The 16059-nt window shown below is 67.1% G+C and carries 13 protein-coding genes and 1 pseudogene; 2 read left to right on the forward strand and 12 right to left on the reverse strand.

The features are described 5' to 3' along the window. Positions 1–1275 (forward strand): annotated as a pseudogene (locus ACF1AJ_RS19325) (hypothetical protein); the annotation flags it as partial. Between the two features lie 137 nt (positions 1276–1412). On the opposite strand, the gene ACF1AJ_RS19330 reads toward ACF1AJ_RS19325, so the two are convergent. From ACF1AJ_RS19330 to ACF1AJ_RS19385, 12 genes are all read right to left on the reverse strand, one after another. Continuing rightward, the gene (locus tag ACF1AJ_RS19330) at positions 1413–2153 is read right to left on the reverse strand and encodes a hypothetical protein (RefSeq protein WP_301220620.1); all 741 of its coding nucleotides are present in this window, start codon (positions 2151–2153) and stop codon (positions 1413–1415) included. Then, positions 2150–4159 (reverse strand): hypothetical protein, encoded by a 2010-nt coding sequence (locus ACF1AJ_RS19335; protein ID WP_301220621.1) that lies wholly within the window; start codon positions 4157–4159, stop codon positions 2150–2152. Before ACF1AJ_RS19335 ends, ACF1AJ_RS19330 begins: the two co-directional genes overlap by 4 nt. 5 nt (positions 4160–4164) lie before the next feature. After that, positions 4165–5784: a hypothetical protein gene (locus tag ACF1AJ_RS19340; protein ID WP_301220622.1), complete on the reverse strand. Its 1620-nt coding sequence runs from the start codon at positions 5782–5784 to the stop codon at positions 4165–4167. Next, on the reverse strand, positions 5781–6584 hold the full coding sequence (locus tag ACF1AJ_RS19345; RefSeq protein ID WP_301220623.1) for a hypothetical protein: 804 nt from the start codon (positions 6582–6584) through the stop codon (positions 5781–5783). The genes ACF1AJ_RS19340 and ACF1AJ_RS19345 overlap by 4 nt, the downstream gene beginning before the upstream one ends. Positions 6585–6633: 49 nt before the next feature. Then, on the reverse strand, positions 6634–7020 hold the full coding sequence (locus tag ACF1AJ_RS19350) for a hypothetical protein (RefSeq protein WP_301220624.1): 387 nt from the start codon (positions 7018–7020) through the stop codon (positions 6634–6636). A gap of 72 nt (positions 7021–7092) precedes the next feature. Further along, on the reverse strand, positions 7093–7563 hold the full coding sequence (locus tag ACF1AJ_RS19355; RefSeq protein ID WP_301220625.1) for a prepilin peptidase: 471 nt from the start codon (positions 7561–7563) through the stop codon (positions 7093–7095). Next, on the reverse strand, positions 7556–8743 hold the full coding sequence (locus ACF1AJ_RS19360) for a type II secretion system F family protein (RefSeq protein ID WP_301220626.1): 1188 nt from the start codon (positions 8741–8743) through the stop codon (positions 7556–7558). The genes ACF1AJ_RS19355 and ACF1AJ_RS19360 overlap by 8 nt, the downstream gene beginning before the upstream one ends. Positions 8744–8759: 16 nt before the next feature. After that, entirely contained in the window at positions 8760–9815 is a 1056-nt protein-coding gene (locus ACF1AJ_RS19365; RefSeq protein WP_301220627.1) for a type IV pilus twitching motility protein PilT, read from the reverse strand. After that, positions 9812–11017 (reverse strand): ATPase, T2SS/T4P/T4SS family, encoded by a 1206-nt coding sequence (locus ACF1AJ_RS19370; RefSeq protein ID WP_301220628.1) that lies wholly within the window; start codon positions 11015–11017, stop codon positions 9812–9814. Before ACF1AJ_RS19370 ends, ACF1AJ_RS19365 begins: the two co-directional genes overlap by 4 nt. A gap of 77 nt (positions 11018–11094) precedes the next feature. After that, positions 11095–13755 (reverse strand): hypothetical protein, encoded by a 2661-nt coding sequence (locus tag ACF1AJ_RS19375; RefSeq protein WP_301220629.1) that lies wholly within the window; start codon positions 13753–13755, stop codon positions 11095–11097. Between the two features lie 223 nt (positions 13756–13978). Further along, positions 13979–14821 carry a hypothetical protein gene (locus ACF1AJ_RS19380; protein ID WP_301220630.1) on the reverse strand — a complete coding sequence of 281 codons (843 nt, stop codon included), beginning with the start codon at positions 14819–14821 and terminating at the stop codon, positions 13979–13981. Continuing rightward, a complete protein-coding gene (locus tag ACF1AJ_RS19385; RefSeq protein WP_301220632.1) occupies positions 14818–15099 on the reverse strand; it encodes a hypothetical protein in 282 nt (93 codons plus the stop codon). Before ACF1AJ_RS19385 ends, ACF1AJ_RS19380 begins: the two co-directional genes overlap by 4 nt. A gap of 296 nt (positions 15100–15395) precedes the next feature. Here ACF1AJ_RS19385 and ACF1AJ_RS19390 point away from each other — a divergent pair, with 296 nt between their 5' ends. Further along, positions 15396–16055 (forward strand): helix-turn-helix transcriptional regulator, encoded by a 660-nt coding sequence (locus tag ACF1AJ_RS19390; RefSeq protein ID WP_301220633.1) that lies wholly within the window; start codon positions 15396–15398, stop codon positions 16053–16055. Positions 16056–16059: the final 4 nt, after the last annotated feature.

A 16059-nucleotide genomic window follows, 5' to 3' on the forward strand; every position in this document is an offset into this window, starting at 1 on the left:
TCTAACCTAACCAAGGGGGAAATCACCTTGAGCACTGAGAACACCGAGGCCGCGCGTCCGCGAGGTCTGAACCGGCTCTGGACAGGGGCACACTCGCATCGCGGGTCCGCGATCGCGGCGGGTGCGAGCGCTGTGGTCATCATCGCGGCGGCCGCCGTCGGCATCCCGGCGGGCATCAGCACCGTGCAGCACTCCGACGCCGATGCGGCCTATCAGGCTGCCCGCGTTAAGGCGGTCACGCAGTACCGGCAGGACCTCAAGGCGCAGAAGGAGTTTGCCACCGCTCTCGCGGCCGCCGGTGCCCTACAGAAGCAGCTGACGCAGATTCACGACGAGGCCAAGGCCGGGAAGTACCTGCCGGATGCGCAGGTTAAGGCGCTGGATGCACAGCTCGCTCAGTTGAAGATGTACGCCGCCTTCAAGGCCGGAGCTCCGGTCCAGGACCCGCGCCCAGCTGGTAAGCCGTCCTCGACGACCGCGCAGCTTCGGAGTGAGACAGCACGGCTGACGGCGCTGTTCGATCGTCAGGCCGGTGCGGCGGGCAACACGCTGAAGGGCGGCCCTGGGATTACTGCCCAGGTCAAGACGACCAATCGAGCACTCGCTCAGATCGTCACGGGCCTGGACAAATCGGCCAACGTGGCCGCCGTCCCCGCCCTCGATGTCGACGCGAAGGGCATCATCACGGCATTGGCGAAGGCGGGTCAGGGCGAAAAGGACGCACTGGCGAATGCTGCGGCCGCGGCGAAGAAGGCCGTGACGGACGGCAAGAGCCCTGCACCTCTGCTGCTGGACTTCCTGGCCAAGGCCAAGGCAGTGCACGACTCGCATGACAAGACAGTCGCGGCAGAGGCGGCAGCGGCAGCGCAGGCCGCGGCCGAGGCGGCTGCTCGGGCTGGTCAGTCCAGCTACACAGATCCCAGCACGGGAGAGGTTCGCCAAACCCCACGCGGGAGCGGCGGCGGCGGCCGTGGCGGATCGGGCGGCGGAGGTTCCACCGGTGGCGGAGGTTCCACAGGGGGTGGCGGTTCTGCCGGCGGCGGCGGTTCCACGGGCGGTGGCGGCGGCGGTGGCGGCTATACGCCTCCGCCGGTGGACCACACCCCGCACGTCAACGCGGGCGGCGCATACACGCCCGGCTGCGATGGAGCCTTCAGCTACTCGCAGACCACCTCGAGCGGCGGGGCGATCAGCATCAACGTCGGCTACCCGTACAGCTACAGCACGTTCTCGACCTCCGACGGGTGGGGCCTCTCGGTCTACGCTTGCATCTAGGCCGCATCCCTCCCCCTTGGGATGCTCTCGGCGCCCCGCCCTCCCCCGGGCGGGGCGCCGCTTTTTCTCGTCCACACGCCAGAACCCCGCGAGCTTGATGAGCCCGCGGGGTTCTTCCGATGGTCTGGCGTTCGCGCTTAGGGAGCCACGGCCGCGACCATCACCACCGTGCGGCCGTCCTCCGTCGACGCCGACGCGAACGACACCTCAGTGCCTGTCGACGCCAGCAGCAGTTGCCGCACGTCCGCGGGGCCATCCTTCTGCGCAGAGCCGAACAGCAGGATCTTCTCGTCGATGCCGCCGGCGCCGGCGATCAAGGCGACTGGTCTCCCGCACAGCGTCGTGACGCCGAACGCAGACTTCCCGTCGTAATCGTGAGTATGTTCGCGCACCCAGCTCTCCATGCACGTGTCGGGCACTAACGTCGCGGCGACGGGTTGTGCCGCGGATCCGCTCACCATCGCGCGCGCCATCAGCAGGTCCTTCGTGAAGGAGTCGGCGAACAGCGCCGTCGTCGAGCGCGCCGGCGATGCGGGATCAGCCGCACCTGCCGGCATCGTGCGGTTGGCGGCCACCTGCGGCTGCGGTGGCGGCGTGTAGGCCGCCTCCGGGTCCTGACCGGACTTCGCGTTCGCCTCCTCGCGCTTCTTCTCGTCGGCCGCCGCCTCCTGCCTCATCTTCAGCTCCGCGGCCGCGCGTTTCTCCTTCGTCTCGCCGACCGGGTGGTGCTGCGCGTACACACGGTCGGCCGCCGACTGGGCACCCAGCGCGCCCACGCCGAAGAAGAGACCTCCTGCGGCGATCGCCACCGCGGCGGCGGCTCCAGCCACCGTGAAGGCTTTCCCCCGCGGCGACATTCCCTTCCTGTGCGCGCTCACGGGAGCACCGTCACCGTCACGCCCGCACCGACCGGACTCATCGGACTGACGTATCCCCACGGAGTGGCGCAGTTGTACTGCGCGTTCGTGTACGTCACGTTGCGGGCTACCGCGTTGGGAAGCTGCCAGTAATCCCCGAACCCGAAGTTGTGCCAATACTGGCCGCCGCCCCAGTCGGTGGACATCCAGCCGTTCGAGTTGAGGTTCGATCCGGCGGCGCAATAGGTGACGTAGTTCACCGCGAGCGACGAGCAGCCGCTGGGGGCGTTGCACGTCGAGTGCGTCCAGTAGACCGGGGCCGTGTACGTGTAGATGTTGTAGGCATTCCACACCGGCGCGCCGGGCTGCGCCATGGGGGTGATCCACTCGCGCGATTGCACCTGCACGACGGGGCTGTAGAGCCCGGTGGGCGACGCGCATCGGGTCTGAAGCCCCATCCCGTAGGGGTAGCCCTGGAGCGCGTATGAGGGCCCCCAGTTCACCTGGGTGAGGTTCGCGGTCCACGGGCCCTGGTACTGAATGGCGTTGTTGTACGTCTTGCTCGTGGTGCCTGCATGGTTCTCAAGCTGCGACGCCTGCAGCGTCGTTCCCGCCGGGCACGTGCCGGTGAAGTTCCACTTCACATTGCCCGAGACGTAGTTGCCGTTGTAGCCCGTGCGTGTGTAGGTCATGTTGGCCCCCGCGGGGGTGGTCGGCCAGGCCGTGGCGATCGTGGCGGGCGCTGACTTCACGACGTCCTGGCTGACGGTCGCGTTGACCCAGAACGTGATCGTGGCACCGTACGTCGTACCGGTCGTAAAGGTCATCGTTGCGGTGAGCGCTGTGGTGTTGGCCATGTCGTTGTCGGTGCCGAAGTTGGTCGCCCACTCCGGCCGGTACATGGTCGAGAGGCTGGAGACCGCCGACCAGCTGAGAACATACTGCTCGGGCGTGGCGCCCTGCTTGACGGTCAGTAGAGGCGTCGGCACCGATTGGTGATAGTCACGCTGATCCTGCACGGTCATGCTGTTGTCGCCGCAGGATGCAACGGCAAGGACGGTGCCCTCGCTGCCGTTCTGCACGCCTGCGAGTTCCACGGCGTATGCGGCTCCCGTGAGCGGGACCACCGTGATGGTGGAGACTGGCGGCAGGCCGGTGGGGGCGGTGGGGGTGTAGGTGATGGTCAACGTGGTGGTTCCTGCCGCGCAGACGCCCCCGGTGATGGTGATGGTGGCACCTTCTCGGACGCCGGAGTAGGCGGCTCCCGCGCTCGTCGAGCGTCCGATCCCGGTGATGGTCAGCTGTGACGGCGCGACGACGGGTGTCGCCGGGGGGACGTAGTGAAGACTCGGGTCCGCCTGCGGCACGTTGGTGATCCGGGTGGTGCCGACGTACTGGCGGCTCTTCGCGTACGTGCCGACGCGATCGGCAGCGGTCGAAAGGTCCAGGGTGACGCGGTAGGGGCGCAGGTCCGTCCAGTCGGCGTCTGAGACGGTGGAGGGGCGGGATCCGCTCGCGAGGGTGGGGTTGCCGGCGATGTCGAAGGTGATCGTTCGGCCGCCGAGGTTCTCCACGGCGAAGGTCACCGTGCTCAGCTCCCCTACCTCGAGCGTGCCGTCGGTGCTTGGGAAGGTCGCCGCCGGGGTGCTGGCCGTGCAGGCGCCCGCCGTCGTCGTCTCCTTAGTGAAGACTGCCTTGTGGCCTCCTGCTTCGCCCGCCTCCCACACCTTGACGCCGCAGCTCCCGGCTGCGGTGGTTGTGAGGATGGCGATCGCACTATCGCCTAGGCCTTTCACCACGGTTGAGGCCTGCACGTCCTTCTCGAACTGCAGGCTATTGACGTTATACCGGCCGTTGGTGGCGGCCGTGGCGGAGACTGACGCGATCAGCGTCGCGACGACGACGAACAGTATCGCCGCGACGGTGAAGACCTTGACGCCGATTGGGAGCGCCACAACCTCCTCGCGAAGATTCAGCTCGCCGCGACGGTCGGTCAGCAGGGTGCGGAGGTGAGTTCTGAGCTTCATGTCGTTCACTTCCAGGTCGGGGCGGTGAAGCCGTCGGGTCGGGGCATGCGGATGGGCGTTCCGGGGGTCGTCGCGTCGAGGGTGGCGGGCCACAAACCCGTGCCCCCGCTGCCGATGCTCCAGAGCACGTTGTCGGCGTCGAGGAGGGCCGTAGCGGTCGATGCCGGCGTCAGCTGCAGCGGGCGGAGCGTGCGTAGGTTAGGAATCAGGGTCGGGGTGGAGAGGACCGTTGGCGTGGGCAGTCCGAGGATCCCGCCGGCGTTGTCGCCCCATGCCCAGACGCGCCCGTTGACGTCGGTCGCGAAGGCGCGCGATCCGGCGGCCGCGATCGCGGTGTAGACGCCCGGCGCGGCGACTGCGGTGGGGACGGTGCGGGTTGTGAGGGTGCCGTCGCCCACCTGCCCCTTGGCGTTGATCCCCCACGCCCAGAGTTTGCCGGTGGTGTCGACCGCGTAGGCGGTGTTCGCGCCGGCCGCGATGGCAGTGAACTGCGAAGCGAGCGTGACCAGCTTCGGGGTGGGGGACGCGGTTCCGGGAGTTCCGTATCCGAGCTGACCGCTGGTGTTCGACCCCCAGGCCCACAGCCGCCGGGTGGTGGAGATCGCGTAGGTGTTGGTGCCGCTTGTGGCCACGGCCGTGAAGCGCTCGGTCGTGGGCACCTGGACGGGAGCGCTGTAGCTCTTGCCAGCGCCGTCGCCGATCTGGGCGTTGGAACCATCGCCCCAGGCGAAGAGGACACCTGCGGTGTCGATGGCGAACGTCGTGGCACCAGCGCTGCTGATGGCGACGAAGCGGTGGTTCGGGATCTTGGTCGGCGTGCACGTGCTGGTTGTAGTGCCGATGCCCAGCTGGCCCCGCGTGTTGTCGCCGACTGCCCAGGCCTGGCCGGAGGAGTCGAGGAAGAACGTGGAACCGTTGCCGCTGATGATGCTGCGGACGGTGACCCCTCCAAAGCTCAGCTTGGTGGGGGCTAGCGGCGAGGTGGTGGCATTGCCGATTCCCGTCTCGCACTTGCTGTTCGGACCGTAGGCCCAGAGCTGGCCGGTGTTGTCGATGCCGCCGTTGGTGGTTGCCAGAACCCACTGAGTGCCTGCTGTCGGACCCTGCATCTGGTCGGGGGTGACCTTGGTGATGCTGCCGGAGGCGACGCCCCAGACCGTGAAGGTGTGTCCTTCGCTGGTCTCCACCCAGGTGGGGCGGCCACGGTCATCGAGGGCCGTGATGTGGGTGACGTCGGACGCTTTGATGGTGATGTCGCGGGTGATCGTGGTCTCAGCGTCGAGCGAGTCAGCCTGAACGCGCAGGGTCTGGACTGCCCCGTCGGCGCTGGGCGTGACGGTCAGGATCTGCGTGCAGATTCCCGGGTTCACGGAGCATTCGCGTCCCGTCGTAGTGGACGCAGGCTGAGCGAGGTTGGCGTCGAGTTCGGCCGCATAGTGGTTTGCACGGCTCTCGACCGCGAGGGTCAGCTGTCGGAGCTGCGCGCTGGTGTTGTTCTGGGCGGCCGTCTGATAGGTACTCACGGCCAGCGCGCCGAGGCCGAGGAGGGCAATCAGCCCGAGCCCGACGGCCGGGATGCTGCTTCCGCGTCGGTCGGCGAGAAGGCGGCGGACGTTTGCGATCATTGAGTGGCTCCAGCGTCGTAGACGAGAACGGTGTCGGCCGCGGCTGGACCGTCGGCGACGACGAAAGTGACGGGGGCGCCGGCCAGGACGGGGACCGTTCCGAAGTAGTTGGTGGGGGCGTTGGTGAGCGGGATGGTCGTAAGCCGGACACCTCCTTGCATGATGCGCAGCTCGCCACTGGGCCGCGTCGACCACGCGTGCACGAGGTAGCGCCACGCACGATTCGTCGTGGGCTGTGCTGTCGCGAGCACGCCGCCGGTGGGCACCGGGACTGCCTCTTTCTTCACCGATGGATCGACCTGGCCGATCGGTGCAGCCATGGACGGGTCCATGCGGAGGATCGCGGCTGGGACGAGGGTCGTGACGTCGTCAGCACGGAACGAGCTCGCCAGAACGCACTGCGGGTCGGAGACGGAATCGGACGTCTTGCACGCGGTGGACGGAACTCTCACGCTGCGGGAGAGCATCGCCCGGTAGGTGGTGCCGCCGGGGGCGGGCTCACTCCAGGTCACCGCGGTCGCGTGCGTGCCGGAGGGAAGGGTGAGGTCGACGCTGCGCGGGGCGGCGACGGTGCCCCAAAGGGTAGAGGAGCGGCGGTCGTCGACGAGCGCCGTAGCGGCGCTGAGGCGTTCGGCCGAGCTGGTGGTCGCGGTCATGATGGCGGTGGTGGTGGGGGCGGCGATCGCCGCAGTCACGGAGACGATCGACACGACGATGAGCGCGATCAGGACGTCGCGGAATCCGCCTCGACGGTCGGTAAACAGCCGTCGGGCGGTGGTGAAGCCGAGCATTGAGTGCATGCGATCCTCCGGAGGGTGGGGGCGCGGCGGACCGCGCCCCCAACGGTGGTTACGGGATGGTCGGGCAGGCGACGCCGGCGGTTGCGGCGTCAGGAGCGGTGCCCTCGATCACATCGGTGGCGCCCTTGTAGCTGTAGAAGGTCTTGCCGCTGTCGCTGCGGGCAGTGATGCAGTAGTGGCCGTCGGTGGTGCTGACATCCCACTTGCCCTTGTCCTTCACCAGCGGGTCCGTGCCGGTGGTGAGCTGAGCACGGGTTGCGTATGAGCCACCGCTAAGGATGTAGGTGTCCTCGGCGAGTTCCACGTTGTTGATGAGGGTCTTCGCTGAGCCGTCGCTCGAGTTCGCCATGATGGCCGGGAGGCTCACGATGCCGGCTGCGGCGGCTACGACGCCCACGATGATCGCGGCGATGATCCATTTGAGATTGGTTTCCATGGTTGTTTCTCCGTTTCAGGGATTGGTTAGTTGACGTCGGGTCGGTCAGGTCGATTGGTCGTGGTTGCCTCCTCAGCCCGTTCCAGCCAGCAGCGCGGCGGCACCGACGGCCGCGGCGATCGCCATGGCCGGTGCGTGAGGCAGCGCGTCGTCGCGATGAGGCCGGATCGTGTAGGTGAGAAGAAGGTGAGCGCCCAGGGCGAGGAGCACGACGCCCAGACCCAGCGCGAGACTGGAAGCACCGAACGGAAGTGCCAGTAGCGGGGCCGCCTTCACGTCGCCTCCGCCGAATCCGCCGGCGAACCACCCGGTCAGGTAGAAGCCGAAGGCGGTGGCGGCCGCCAACGCCGCAGTGATGACCTGGGTGGCTGAGACTCCGTCGTGTCCCAGCGCGCCGACAACGAGCGCACCGAGACCGACGACTACCTTGCCGTGGATGAGCCCGGTTCGGATGTCTACTGCGGCGAGGACCAGAAAGCCAGCGGCCGCGACGGCCGCGGCGGTGAAGGGCACTCCGGTGCCGCCGGCGAGCAGCTCACCCAATCTGTCCTCCGAGCTGTGTGAGGGACAGGCCGATCGGGATGGCGATGGCAAGGCTCATCGCTGAGACGACCGCGAGGACGGTGTTCTCGATTGCTTTGGTGAGTCGGCGAGTGGTCTTCTGCAGGGCCCGCAGCGACTGCTCGCGGTACTCGTCACCCAGCTTCTCGAGCACTTCGTTCTTCTGCCGCTGCGAAGAGGTCAGAGACAACCGGCGGGCGAGCATCCAGGGGAACAGCGGCGAGTTGGCGACCGCGGCGAAGTTGAGCCTCTCCCGCTTCTCGCCGGGTTCGAGCGGCGCTCCGGCGTCCCGTCCTTCCAGACGGTCGGCATGTGCGTTGATGTGCTCGGCCACCGCGGCGTTGCCGCACGCCGCGGCCGCGGCGCGGAGGGCCTGGACCTCGCTGCGTCCGGCCGAGAGTGCGGATCCGGCCACATCACAAAAGCGGGAGGCGGCGTCGAGTTTGAGAACTTCTCCGTATCCGCGAATGCGCAGGGATGCGCGGTCGATCTTCGCCACCAGGCGCGCATTCTTGCGTCCGCCGCTGAGCCAGTAGAACCAGAAACCGCCACCGACGACGGTGGCCACGACGGCCACGACGAGGAGCACCCAGAAGGAGATGGAGAGGACGGCGAGGACGACGGGGAACCCCGGTCCCATGATGTCGGCGTTGGATCCGAGCATCGGGCCGAGGTAGAGGGCGAACACGCCGAACACGAGGAACGTCATCCCCGCGAGCCCTGCTGGCGGGAGAACAGAAAGGACGGCGTCCCGCTTGATGTTGGACTCGCGCTTGAGCTGCTTGGCGGAGCGACGGAGGACCTTGACCATGTCGGGAGTGGTCTTGGCGGAGGAGATCATCTCCCGCGCGGTGCGGGGAAGGATCTGGTCTTGATCGGCCAGCGCCTCACGCATCCGCTTGCCCTCCCCCATCAACTGCAGGGCGGCCGCGTAGGCGTTGCCCGCGTTGGTGCCGGCGTACTGGTCTGCCATGTCTTGCAGGGCCGACTTCTCCGGCGACCCTGCCTCGAGCAGGTCGGCCAGCGCGTCGAAGGTCTCGGCGATGTCCTCACGCTGCAGCCGCTTCTTCTTCGGACTGCGCTTGGAGGAGGCAGCACGGGGCTGTTCGGCGGGAGCGGTCACCGGGTTGAGTGCCGTGCGAGGTGTGAGCGTGTCGGTCATGTCTGGACTGTCCTTTTCAGGCCGCGTAGGCGTAGAGGTCGTCGAAATGGCTGGGATCTTTGAGAGCGCCGCGCGCCTGGTCGTGGGTGATCCGCCCGTCGCGCACCAGGTTGGCCAGCGAGGTTTCCATGCCGACGCTGCCTTCGTGGGCGCCGTTGCCCAGCAGGTGCTGGGTGACCAGGTGCACGTCGGAGGACTCACCGTCTCCGGCGATCAGAAGCGAGAACTCGGGCGAGTTCAGGGCGATCTCTTGCGCGAGGACGCGGCGGCCGTCGGTGCCTGGAAGGAGCTGTTGGGTGACGATCGCCTGCAACGCCTGGGTGAGCTGCACGCGAATCAGTGGCTGCTCGGCGCGGGGGAATCGGGCGACGAACCCCGAGATGGTCTCGGCGGCGTTTCCGGCGTGAGTTGTGGTGATCACCAGGTGACCGGACAGGGCCATCTCGAGCGCCGCGCGCGCGGTCTCGACGTCGAGGATTTCGCCGAGCACGAAGACGCGCGGGTTGGAGCGCTTGGCGTCCTCGATGCCCGCGGCGAAAGATGCGACGTGAGTACCGACTTCGCGCTGGATGACCAGACGATCAGTCGATTCGTAGCGGTATTCGATGGGGTCTTCGACCGTGTAGATCAGCAGGTCGCGCAGCTCGTTGAGGCAGGCGGCGGTGGTCGTGCTCTTGCCCGAGTTCGTCTCGCCGGAGAACACGACCAGGCCGCGCTGTCGACGAACAAGTTCGCGCATCATCGGGGAAAGTCCGAGCTGGTCGGGCGTGGGAATGGTGCGCGAGATGAGCCGGATGGTCGCACTCGGACCGTCCGCACCGATCCTCGCGGCGATGCGGCCGCGATACCGGCTGCCGGGGATGTCGAGCGATGCCCGGGCCTGCAGGCGGGCCTCCAGGTCGGGGATGTCGAGGCTGTTCACCAGATCGCCGACCGGGAAGGCCAGATCGGGAATGAGCTCGGTGTGTTTCCCGATGGAACGCAGCACTCCCCCGGGCACCAGGTGGAGATCGGAGTAGCCGGCGGCACCGGATTCGTCCATGACATTGCGAAGGAGGGCGGTGTCGATCATGCGAAGCTCCGTCCGAAGGCGCGGAGTGCTTCGTCCTGATCGGTGCGTCCGCTCTCGATGAGCGAGCGCACGTTGTGGTCGAAGCCGGTGGACAACCCGTCAGCCACCTCGCGGATTCGGGCGGCGGACTGGCCTGCGATGAACGCGTCGATGAGGGTGTCATCCATCCGCAGGATGTCGTGGACGGCCTGCAGACCGGCGTACCGGGTCGCTCGGTGCGACGAGAGGGTGCGCACCAAGCGCTGAGAGATGACGGCGGTGACAACGTCGAGCACAGAGAGAGGGCTGTTGCCGCCGAGTTCGATCAGTCGGCGCAGCGCGGTGAGGTTGTCCCCCGCGTGAATTGTGGTGATCACTCGCACGCCGGTGCGGGCCATGTCGGCGGCCGCGCGGGCGGTCTCAGCGTCCCGGATCTCGCCGATGAACAGGATGTCCGAGTCGGAGCGTACGAGGTGCCGCATTCGGTCGGCGAAGGTGGCGCGCATGTCGGGGTTGTCGACGACCTCGAGCTGCTCGACTCCTTCGAGGACTCGCTCCACGGGATCCTCGACGGAGGTGATGGATCGGGTGAACTCGAAGCGCTCTTCGCCATGGCGCCAGTAGCTGGTGCGGGATGCGTCGCGCAGGTGGCACACGATGCTGTGCGCGGTGTTGGACTTGCCCTCCCGGGTGCGGCCGGCGATGACGATGAGACCGTGCGGCTTGGCGAGTGCCTGGTCGAGGGCCTCCCGGTTGGTCGCGGTCATCGAGAGCGCGTCGAGGGTTCGCGGCTTCCCCAGCTGCGGGAGGCGGATGACGATATTGTCGCCGTCATCGAAGAGCGGCAGGTGGACGACGCGGGCCCGGTAAGGGTAGTTGTCGACCGGCAGTTCGATCTGCCCATCAGCGGACTCCTGCGAGCCGCTGGTGTCGATCTCCGCAGCGGCTTTCAGGAGGTTGATGGTCGCCTCGGCCTCGTCGGCGTCGTCGATCGCTGCGACCTCGTGGATGTCCAGCTCATGGCGCGCGCGCATCGACAGGCGGCCCGAGGCTCCATCGCGGACGGCGTGCAGGTCGGAGACTCCTGCCTCGACGAGTCGGCGCAGGCCCTCGCCCGGCCAGTCGGCTGGCGTGAGGTCGGTGAGGTTCTCGCGGAGCGCCGCCAGCGGGTCGATGTACGCGACGTCGTCCGCGCTGATGGAGGTGGGGGTTACCAGGGTCATAGTCGGTCCTTCGGTGGCTGGTTGGACGGGTGAAGGGGGCGCGGGCGTGTGTGAGGGGCGCCCGCGCCCCGGTCTGGTTACTTCGTGGTCGTGCGCTTGGTGCGTCGAGTGACCGCGAAGAGCACGATCCCGGCGGCCAAGAGGATGCCGCCGAAGGCACTGCCGATCCACACGGCACCTGCCTCGTCAGAGCCGGTCTTGGCCAGTGCCGTGACGGTCGTGGTTTCCCCGTCGGCGCCGCACTTGCCCTGGTGGGTGATTTCACCGCGCGCGTTTCGGACGATCTCCACCCAGAAGAAGGTGCCCGCCTCGGTGAAGGTGTAGTCGTCGGACGTGTACTCGCCGGTGGCAGGCAGCGGCTGGGGCTTGCCGACCTTGACTTCGTTCGCGGCCGCGCACACCGGGGTGGATCCTTGCTGCTTGTAGACAGCGAACTCGATGGTGGCGTCCTTCGGGATCACGCCCGTCACCACCGCGGTGTCATGACCCTTCTGGCCGATGCTGAGCAGCGGCGTGGCCTTGGTAACGACGTCGTCCTCGGCGACGACCGTCTTCTCCTTCTGGTCGCCGCACTCCCCCGTGTTGATGACGGTGCCGTCACCCGTGCGGAAGGTGGCCACCCAGTAGTAGACGCCGACCTTCTTGAAGATCACATCGGCGGACGGGAACCGTCCCGCCTGGTCGACGGGGACCGGCTTGTTGTAGAAGTACGCCGGGTCGCGCTCGATCGGTGCGTCGGGAGTCGCCGTCGGCGTCGGTGTTCCGGCGGCCGCCGCGTTCGGGGCAACGGGCTGGTCGGACTCAGGGATGTATCCGGTGTTGAACACCTCGTTGTCCGCCTCGCACACCGGCTGGTCGCCGAGGTCGTGCTGCAGGTAGGCGGCGAAAGTCACCGTGTTCGGGCAGCTCGTTGCACCGTCAGCGGGCTGGGTGGTGCCGCAGTAGGAGGCGGGGATCTGGCCGTCGACGATGGCGGTGTCGTTCGTCTCGTCGCCGAGCGCGACCGAAGCGATCGCCTCCGTCGACACTGTGGGCGGGGAGACCTTGGTGACCTCACCCTTGGTCGCCCACCCGTCGGTCCAGTCCGCGAAGTACCCGGCTCCAGGGCCGTCCTGGATGATCGTCCACACGTTCACCAGGTAGCCGGCAGCAGTCGGCGGAGCGGTGATCTCGTCGGAGTGGTAGTCACCAGGTGCGGTCACCGTGACGTCGGTCGTGTGGAATAGCTTCGCGTCGGCCGGGATGCTGTCACCAGGAGTGGGAGCGGTGTCGCCTTCCACCCAGTACGTCTTGTTCTGGAAGTGCGCAGGAATGGGTGCGCCGCCGATGGTCGGCCACGGTCCCTGGTCGAGCGAGACGGTCAGAGTGTCCGAGGCGGCATGCCCGAACCCGATCTCGTCCGCGGCCGCCGTCGAGACGCCGGAGAGCTTGGCGGCGACGACGTGCGCTTCCGCCTGTAGGCCGAACTGATCAGCCCAACGGTATCCGTCCGGCATGAACAGCTGTGCTCCGACGGAGGAGTCGGTGGCGTCGATGTCCCACACCCACTGGTAGAAACCGGGTGCGTGGTTGGCTGCGAGCACGGAGGGTGCCGTGTACGTACCCGGGCCGTTGAGTGTCACCGTGGCGGTTCCGGCGACGGATGCCCCGGCCGGCACGGTCGCGGACGGGGTCGGCTGGTCGGCGAACGGGCCATAGAGCGTGCCCTTGGCGACGACGGGAATGTAGCGACCCGACGTCGTCTGCCGCCAGGGCTGCGAACCGGTGGCGACGTCGGCCTGCAGCGTGTCGGTGAAGCTGCTGCCCTCGTCGACGAACCGGCTCTGCACAGAGGTCGTGACGACGGGAGAGAACAGCGTCGAACGCTCGACCGGGTCGCTGGCGGTGATGGTGTAGTTGCCGCGCTGCGGGGTCGTCGTGCCGGCCTTGATGACGCGCTGCTGGCCGCCGGTGTAGTAGATCGTGACGTTGCCGTCGTAGGTCCACCCGGCGGGCGCGTTGACGTTGCCCGTGGCGCTGATCTTGTAGAACGGGGTGCCGTCAGTCGGGACACCCTTCACCGGGTAGGTCCCGTTGCCGACGCCGTTCTTGGCGCTGCTTCCGGAATCGGTGAAGATGCCGTTGCTCAGCTGCAGGTTGACGGTGGCTCCGGCCGGGAGGTTCACCACGCGCAGCGAACCGGTGTAGTTGTTGTTGTCGACGCTGAAGCTCATGGAGCCGGTGAAGGCGGGAACGTTCTGGCGCTGGTTGTACTGGGTCTCTGTCTGGTCCCAGATGTAGTTGAACGCGCCGAGCACCGCCTGGTTGCCGTCGATGTAGTGGACGCCGGTGTTGTAGCCCTGGCCGTTGTAGTGGGCCCAGGTGGACGTGTACGCGTAGACGTAGGCGTTCACCGCGGCCGCCTGGGTGGCGTCGGCGGTCTGACCCCACGTGGTGAGCGCGTAGTTGAGCCGCTGCAGCACGGAACTGCTCAGCGCGTCGCCCATCTCGGTAGTCAGCGCGCCGACGAGGGAAGCTCCCCCGGTCGCGCCGCTGGGCCAGTCAGCGGAGGAGTCCATGCAGTAAGCGCGAGAGCCGTCGGGGACGACGTAGTTGCCCAGGTAGCCGCCCTCCGGTGTGATCCCGCTATAGCCGGCACCGGTGGACGCTGCCTCCGCAGGAGCGAGCGTTCCCATACCGATAGCGCCGACGACGGCGAACGCGCCCACGCTAAGGGCGAACCGCTGCAGTCGCTTCATCATCGGCGACTTGCGGTGACGTCGACGGGGAAGCGGCGCGTGCTTACCGGCCGTGCGTGTCAGAGCGGCGCGGATCCCACGCCCCTTCGGATGTTCGTTCGCGGATTGCATGCTGCGACTGGTCCTCTCCTGCCGCGGAAATCCGCGGCGGTCAGGGCCGGAGCGGGTTCATCCGGCCTTCACTACCTAGAGGGTCCAAGCGCGCAGTGAGCTTCGGTCAGCCTCAGAGTGCGAAGTCGGCGACGCCGGCAAGCACGGACTCTTGACGTACCCGACCCTGGAAGACGCGTAGGGCGCTGAGGTGGGTCTCGGACTTGCGCGGGTTGAAGTCCCGGTCCGTCAGGAAGGCGTATAGCAAGGAGGTCTCCTGCGGGTTCGGTCGCCCGCCCCAGCTGATGTTCGCCACTGCGCGGAGCTCGACTGTGCTGACCGGTGAGAACAGCTCTGCCGCCTCGGCGATGCGCTCGCCCTCGTGACCTTGTCGCGTCGACGGGTTGTCCGCCATCCAGCCCACGACGTCGGGCAAGTGCTTGGCCAGCTTGGCGGGTGTGCGCGGTTCGAGGGTCGCGACGGTCAGATCAACGGCTTCGTCGATGGTCGCACCCTCGCGCGTGCCGTATGACGCCGGGTCCGGGAAGCTGGAGTGGGGAATGCGCAGCTCAGGGTTTTCCAGCCAATCGAACTGGGGGCGTTGGGAGATCTTCCGTCCGGTGGGGTGAATCTCGCGGTCAACTGCCACGCGTTGGCGCAATCGCGGGCGCCCGGTCTCAATGCCGATCCATTCGCGCACCAGCGAGGCGGCGTAAGCGAACGGGGACGCGGCGTTCTCGACGAGCGCCCGGCACTGCTCGGGGCTCGTCGCGAAGGAGACGAGGATCAGATTGACCAGATCGTCCTCGTCCCGTGCCTGGTAGGGGTGGCCGAGCTTCTGGGCGAGGTTGATCGCGTTAGGGATCAGGTGTCGTCGGATGTGGTCGAGGAAGTCGATCAGCTGGGCCGAGTTCAAGAATGCGGTCGGGTTCTCCCCCAACGCGGCGACGGCCGCTCGGAACGCGTCCGGGTTCATGACGCCAGCGCGGTGGGGCGACCGCTGACAAGCTCGCTGATCATGTCGACCTTGGCCAGCACGTCGTAGGCCACGGCGACTGCGGCGCGGAAGTCTTCGACGCTGGTGGGATCGGCTTTGATCGCGGCCGCGACGTCGTGAACGTCGACGCCTTTGTAGGTGCTTCCGCACTTGAGAATCGGGTCGAGGACACGATTGACCAGCAGCGTCGCGCGCCGGTCCAGCACGGCTGGCTCGGGAACCACAGCCTTGGAGTAGACGTCGCGCGCGCGCCTCATAGCACGCTCCCCGTTTAGGGGATCGTCAAGGTTCGGTAGTTCCGACAGAATCTTTGTGCGCTCTGTAGCGCTTACACGGGGGTCATCAGCCCACGCGTGCACCTGTCGATGGCGAGGAGAAATCTCCTCTACGTCGCCGATCTCACGAGGATCGGCGGACAGGCTGAAACCGTCAATGTCCGTAAATAGGTCCGGCTGATGTCCCCTCACGGGGACGATAATAGCTGGAGCTGGGGACATTTGGACGCCAATAGGGACTTTCTGCCGGTTAGGCCCTATTTCGGTACCCTCCAGGGATGGGCAGAGGGAGCGCCGCGCCGTCGACAGAGTTCTCGATGCGTGTTGTCTCCAACATCGAGCACCGACGCCAGGAAGTGGGCAAGACCCACCAGCAGTTGTTCACCGACGCCGGCCTCAGCAAGAACTACTACTGGAAGCGGCTCAATCATGAGCTCACTTTCACCACGAACGACATCGACGCTCTCGCCCGCGTGCTGGGCGTCGAGCCCGAGGACCTCACCTCCAAGAGGATGGTCGGCAACCGAGCGCTGCGGCTCAGTGGTCCGGAACTCGCCCGGCGCGTTCGGCTGCTCGCAGAGGCGCCCACAGCCCATGGCGACGAATTTCGTATCTCCGACCTCGTGGACTTCCTCCGCTCGCAAGAAATTGAATTCACTCCCGAGCGTTGGGCCTCCCTGAGCGAGGAGACCGCCTCCGTGACGAGCCAAAGCGAGAAACTACTGGTCGAGATAGCGGCGTTCTTTGACGTCGATAGGGTCTATCTCACGAATTTCGCGCAGGAAGACGTCACCGAGCACGTCGAGGCACAGCTCGTCCTCCGCAGAACGCTGAAACAGATCGGAGGCGCGACCGTCTCGGCGCGCGCGCTTGGCAATGTTCCCGCCAGCGCACTCCTTCAGATAGCGAAAGACATTTCAGCCACAGACCAGAAGTAGAGCC

It is taken from the genome of Leifsonia sp. NPDC014704, assembly GCF_043083605.1.
In the GTDB taxonomy this organism is placed as follows: domain Bacteria; phylum Actinomycetota; class Actinomycetes; order Actinomycetales; family Microbacteriaceae; genus Leifsonia.

Coding starts and splice junctions, on each gene's coding strand:
- ACF1AJ_RS19335 (WP_301220621.1), bottom strand. CDS start 4,159: ATGAAGCTCAGAACTCACCTCCGCACCCTGCTGACCGACCGTCGCGGC.
- ACF1AJ_RS19340 (WP_301220622.1), bottom strand. CDS start 5,784: ATGATCGCAAACGTCCGCCGCCTTCTCGCCGACCGACGCGGAAGCAGC.
- ACF1AJ_RS19345 (WP_301220623.1), bottom strand. CDS start 6,584: ATGCACTCAATGCTCGGCTTCACCACCGCCCGACGGCTGTTTACCGAC.
- ACF1AJ_RS19350 (WP_301220624.1), bottom strand. CDS start 7,020: ATGGAAACCAATCTCAAATGGATCATCGCCGCGATCATCGTGGGCGTC.
- ACF1AJ_RS19360 (WP_301220626.1), bottom strand. CDS start 8,743: ATGACCGACACGCTCACACCTCGCACGGCACTCAACCCGGTGACCGCT.
- ACF1AJ_RS19365 (WP_301220627.1), bottom strand. CDS start 9,815: ATGATCGACACCGCCCTCCTTCGCAATGTCATGGACGAATCCGGTGCC.
- ACF1AJ_RS19370 (WP_301220628.1), bottom strand. CDS start 11,017: ATGACCCTGGTAACCCCCACCTCCATCAGCGCGGACGACGTCGCGTAC.
- ACF1AJ_RS19375 (WP_301220629.1), bottom strand. CDS start 13,755: ATGAAGCGACTGCAGCGGTTCGCCCTTAGCGTGGGCGCGTTCGCCGTC.
- ACF1AJ_RS19380 (WP_301220630.1), bottom strand. CDS start 14,821: ATGAACCCGGACGCGTTCCGAGCGGCCGTCGCCGCGTTGGGGGAGAAC.
- ACF1AJ_RS19385 (WP_301220632.1), bottom strand. CDS start 15,099: ATGAGGCGCGCGCGCGACGTCTACTCCAAGGCTGTGGTTCCCGAGCCA.
- ACF1AJ_RS19390 (WP_301220633.1), top strand. CDS start 15,396: ATGGGCAGAGGGAGCGCCGCGCCGTCGACAGAGTTCTCGATGCGTGTT.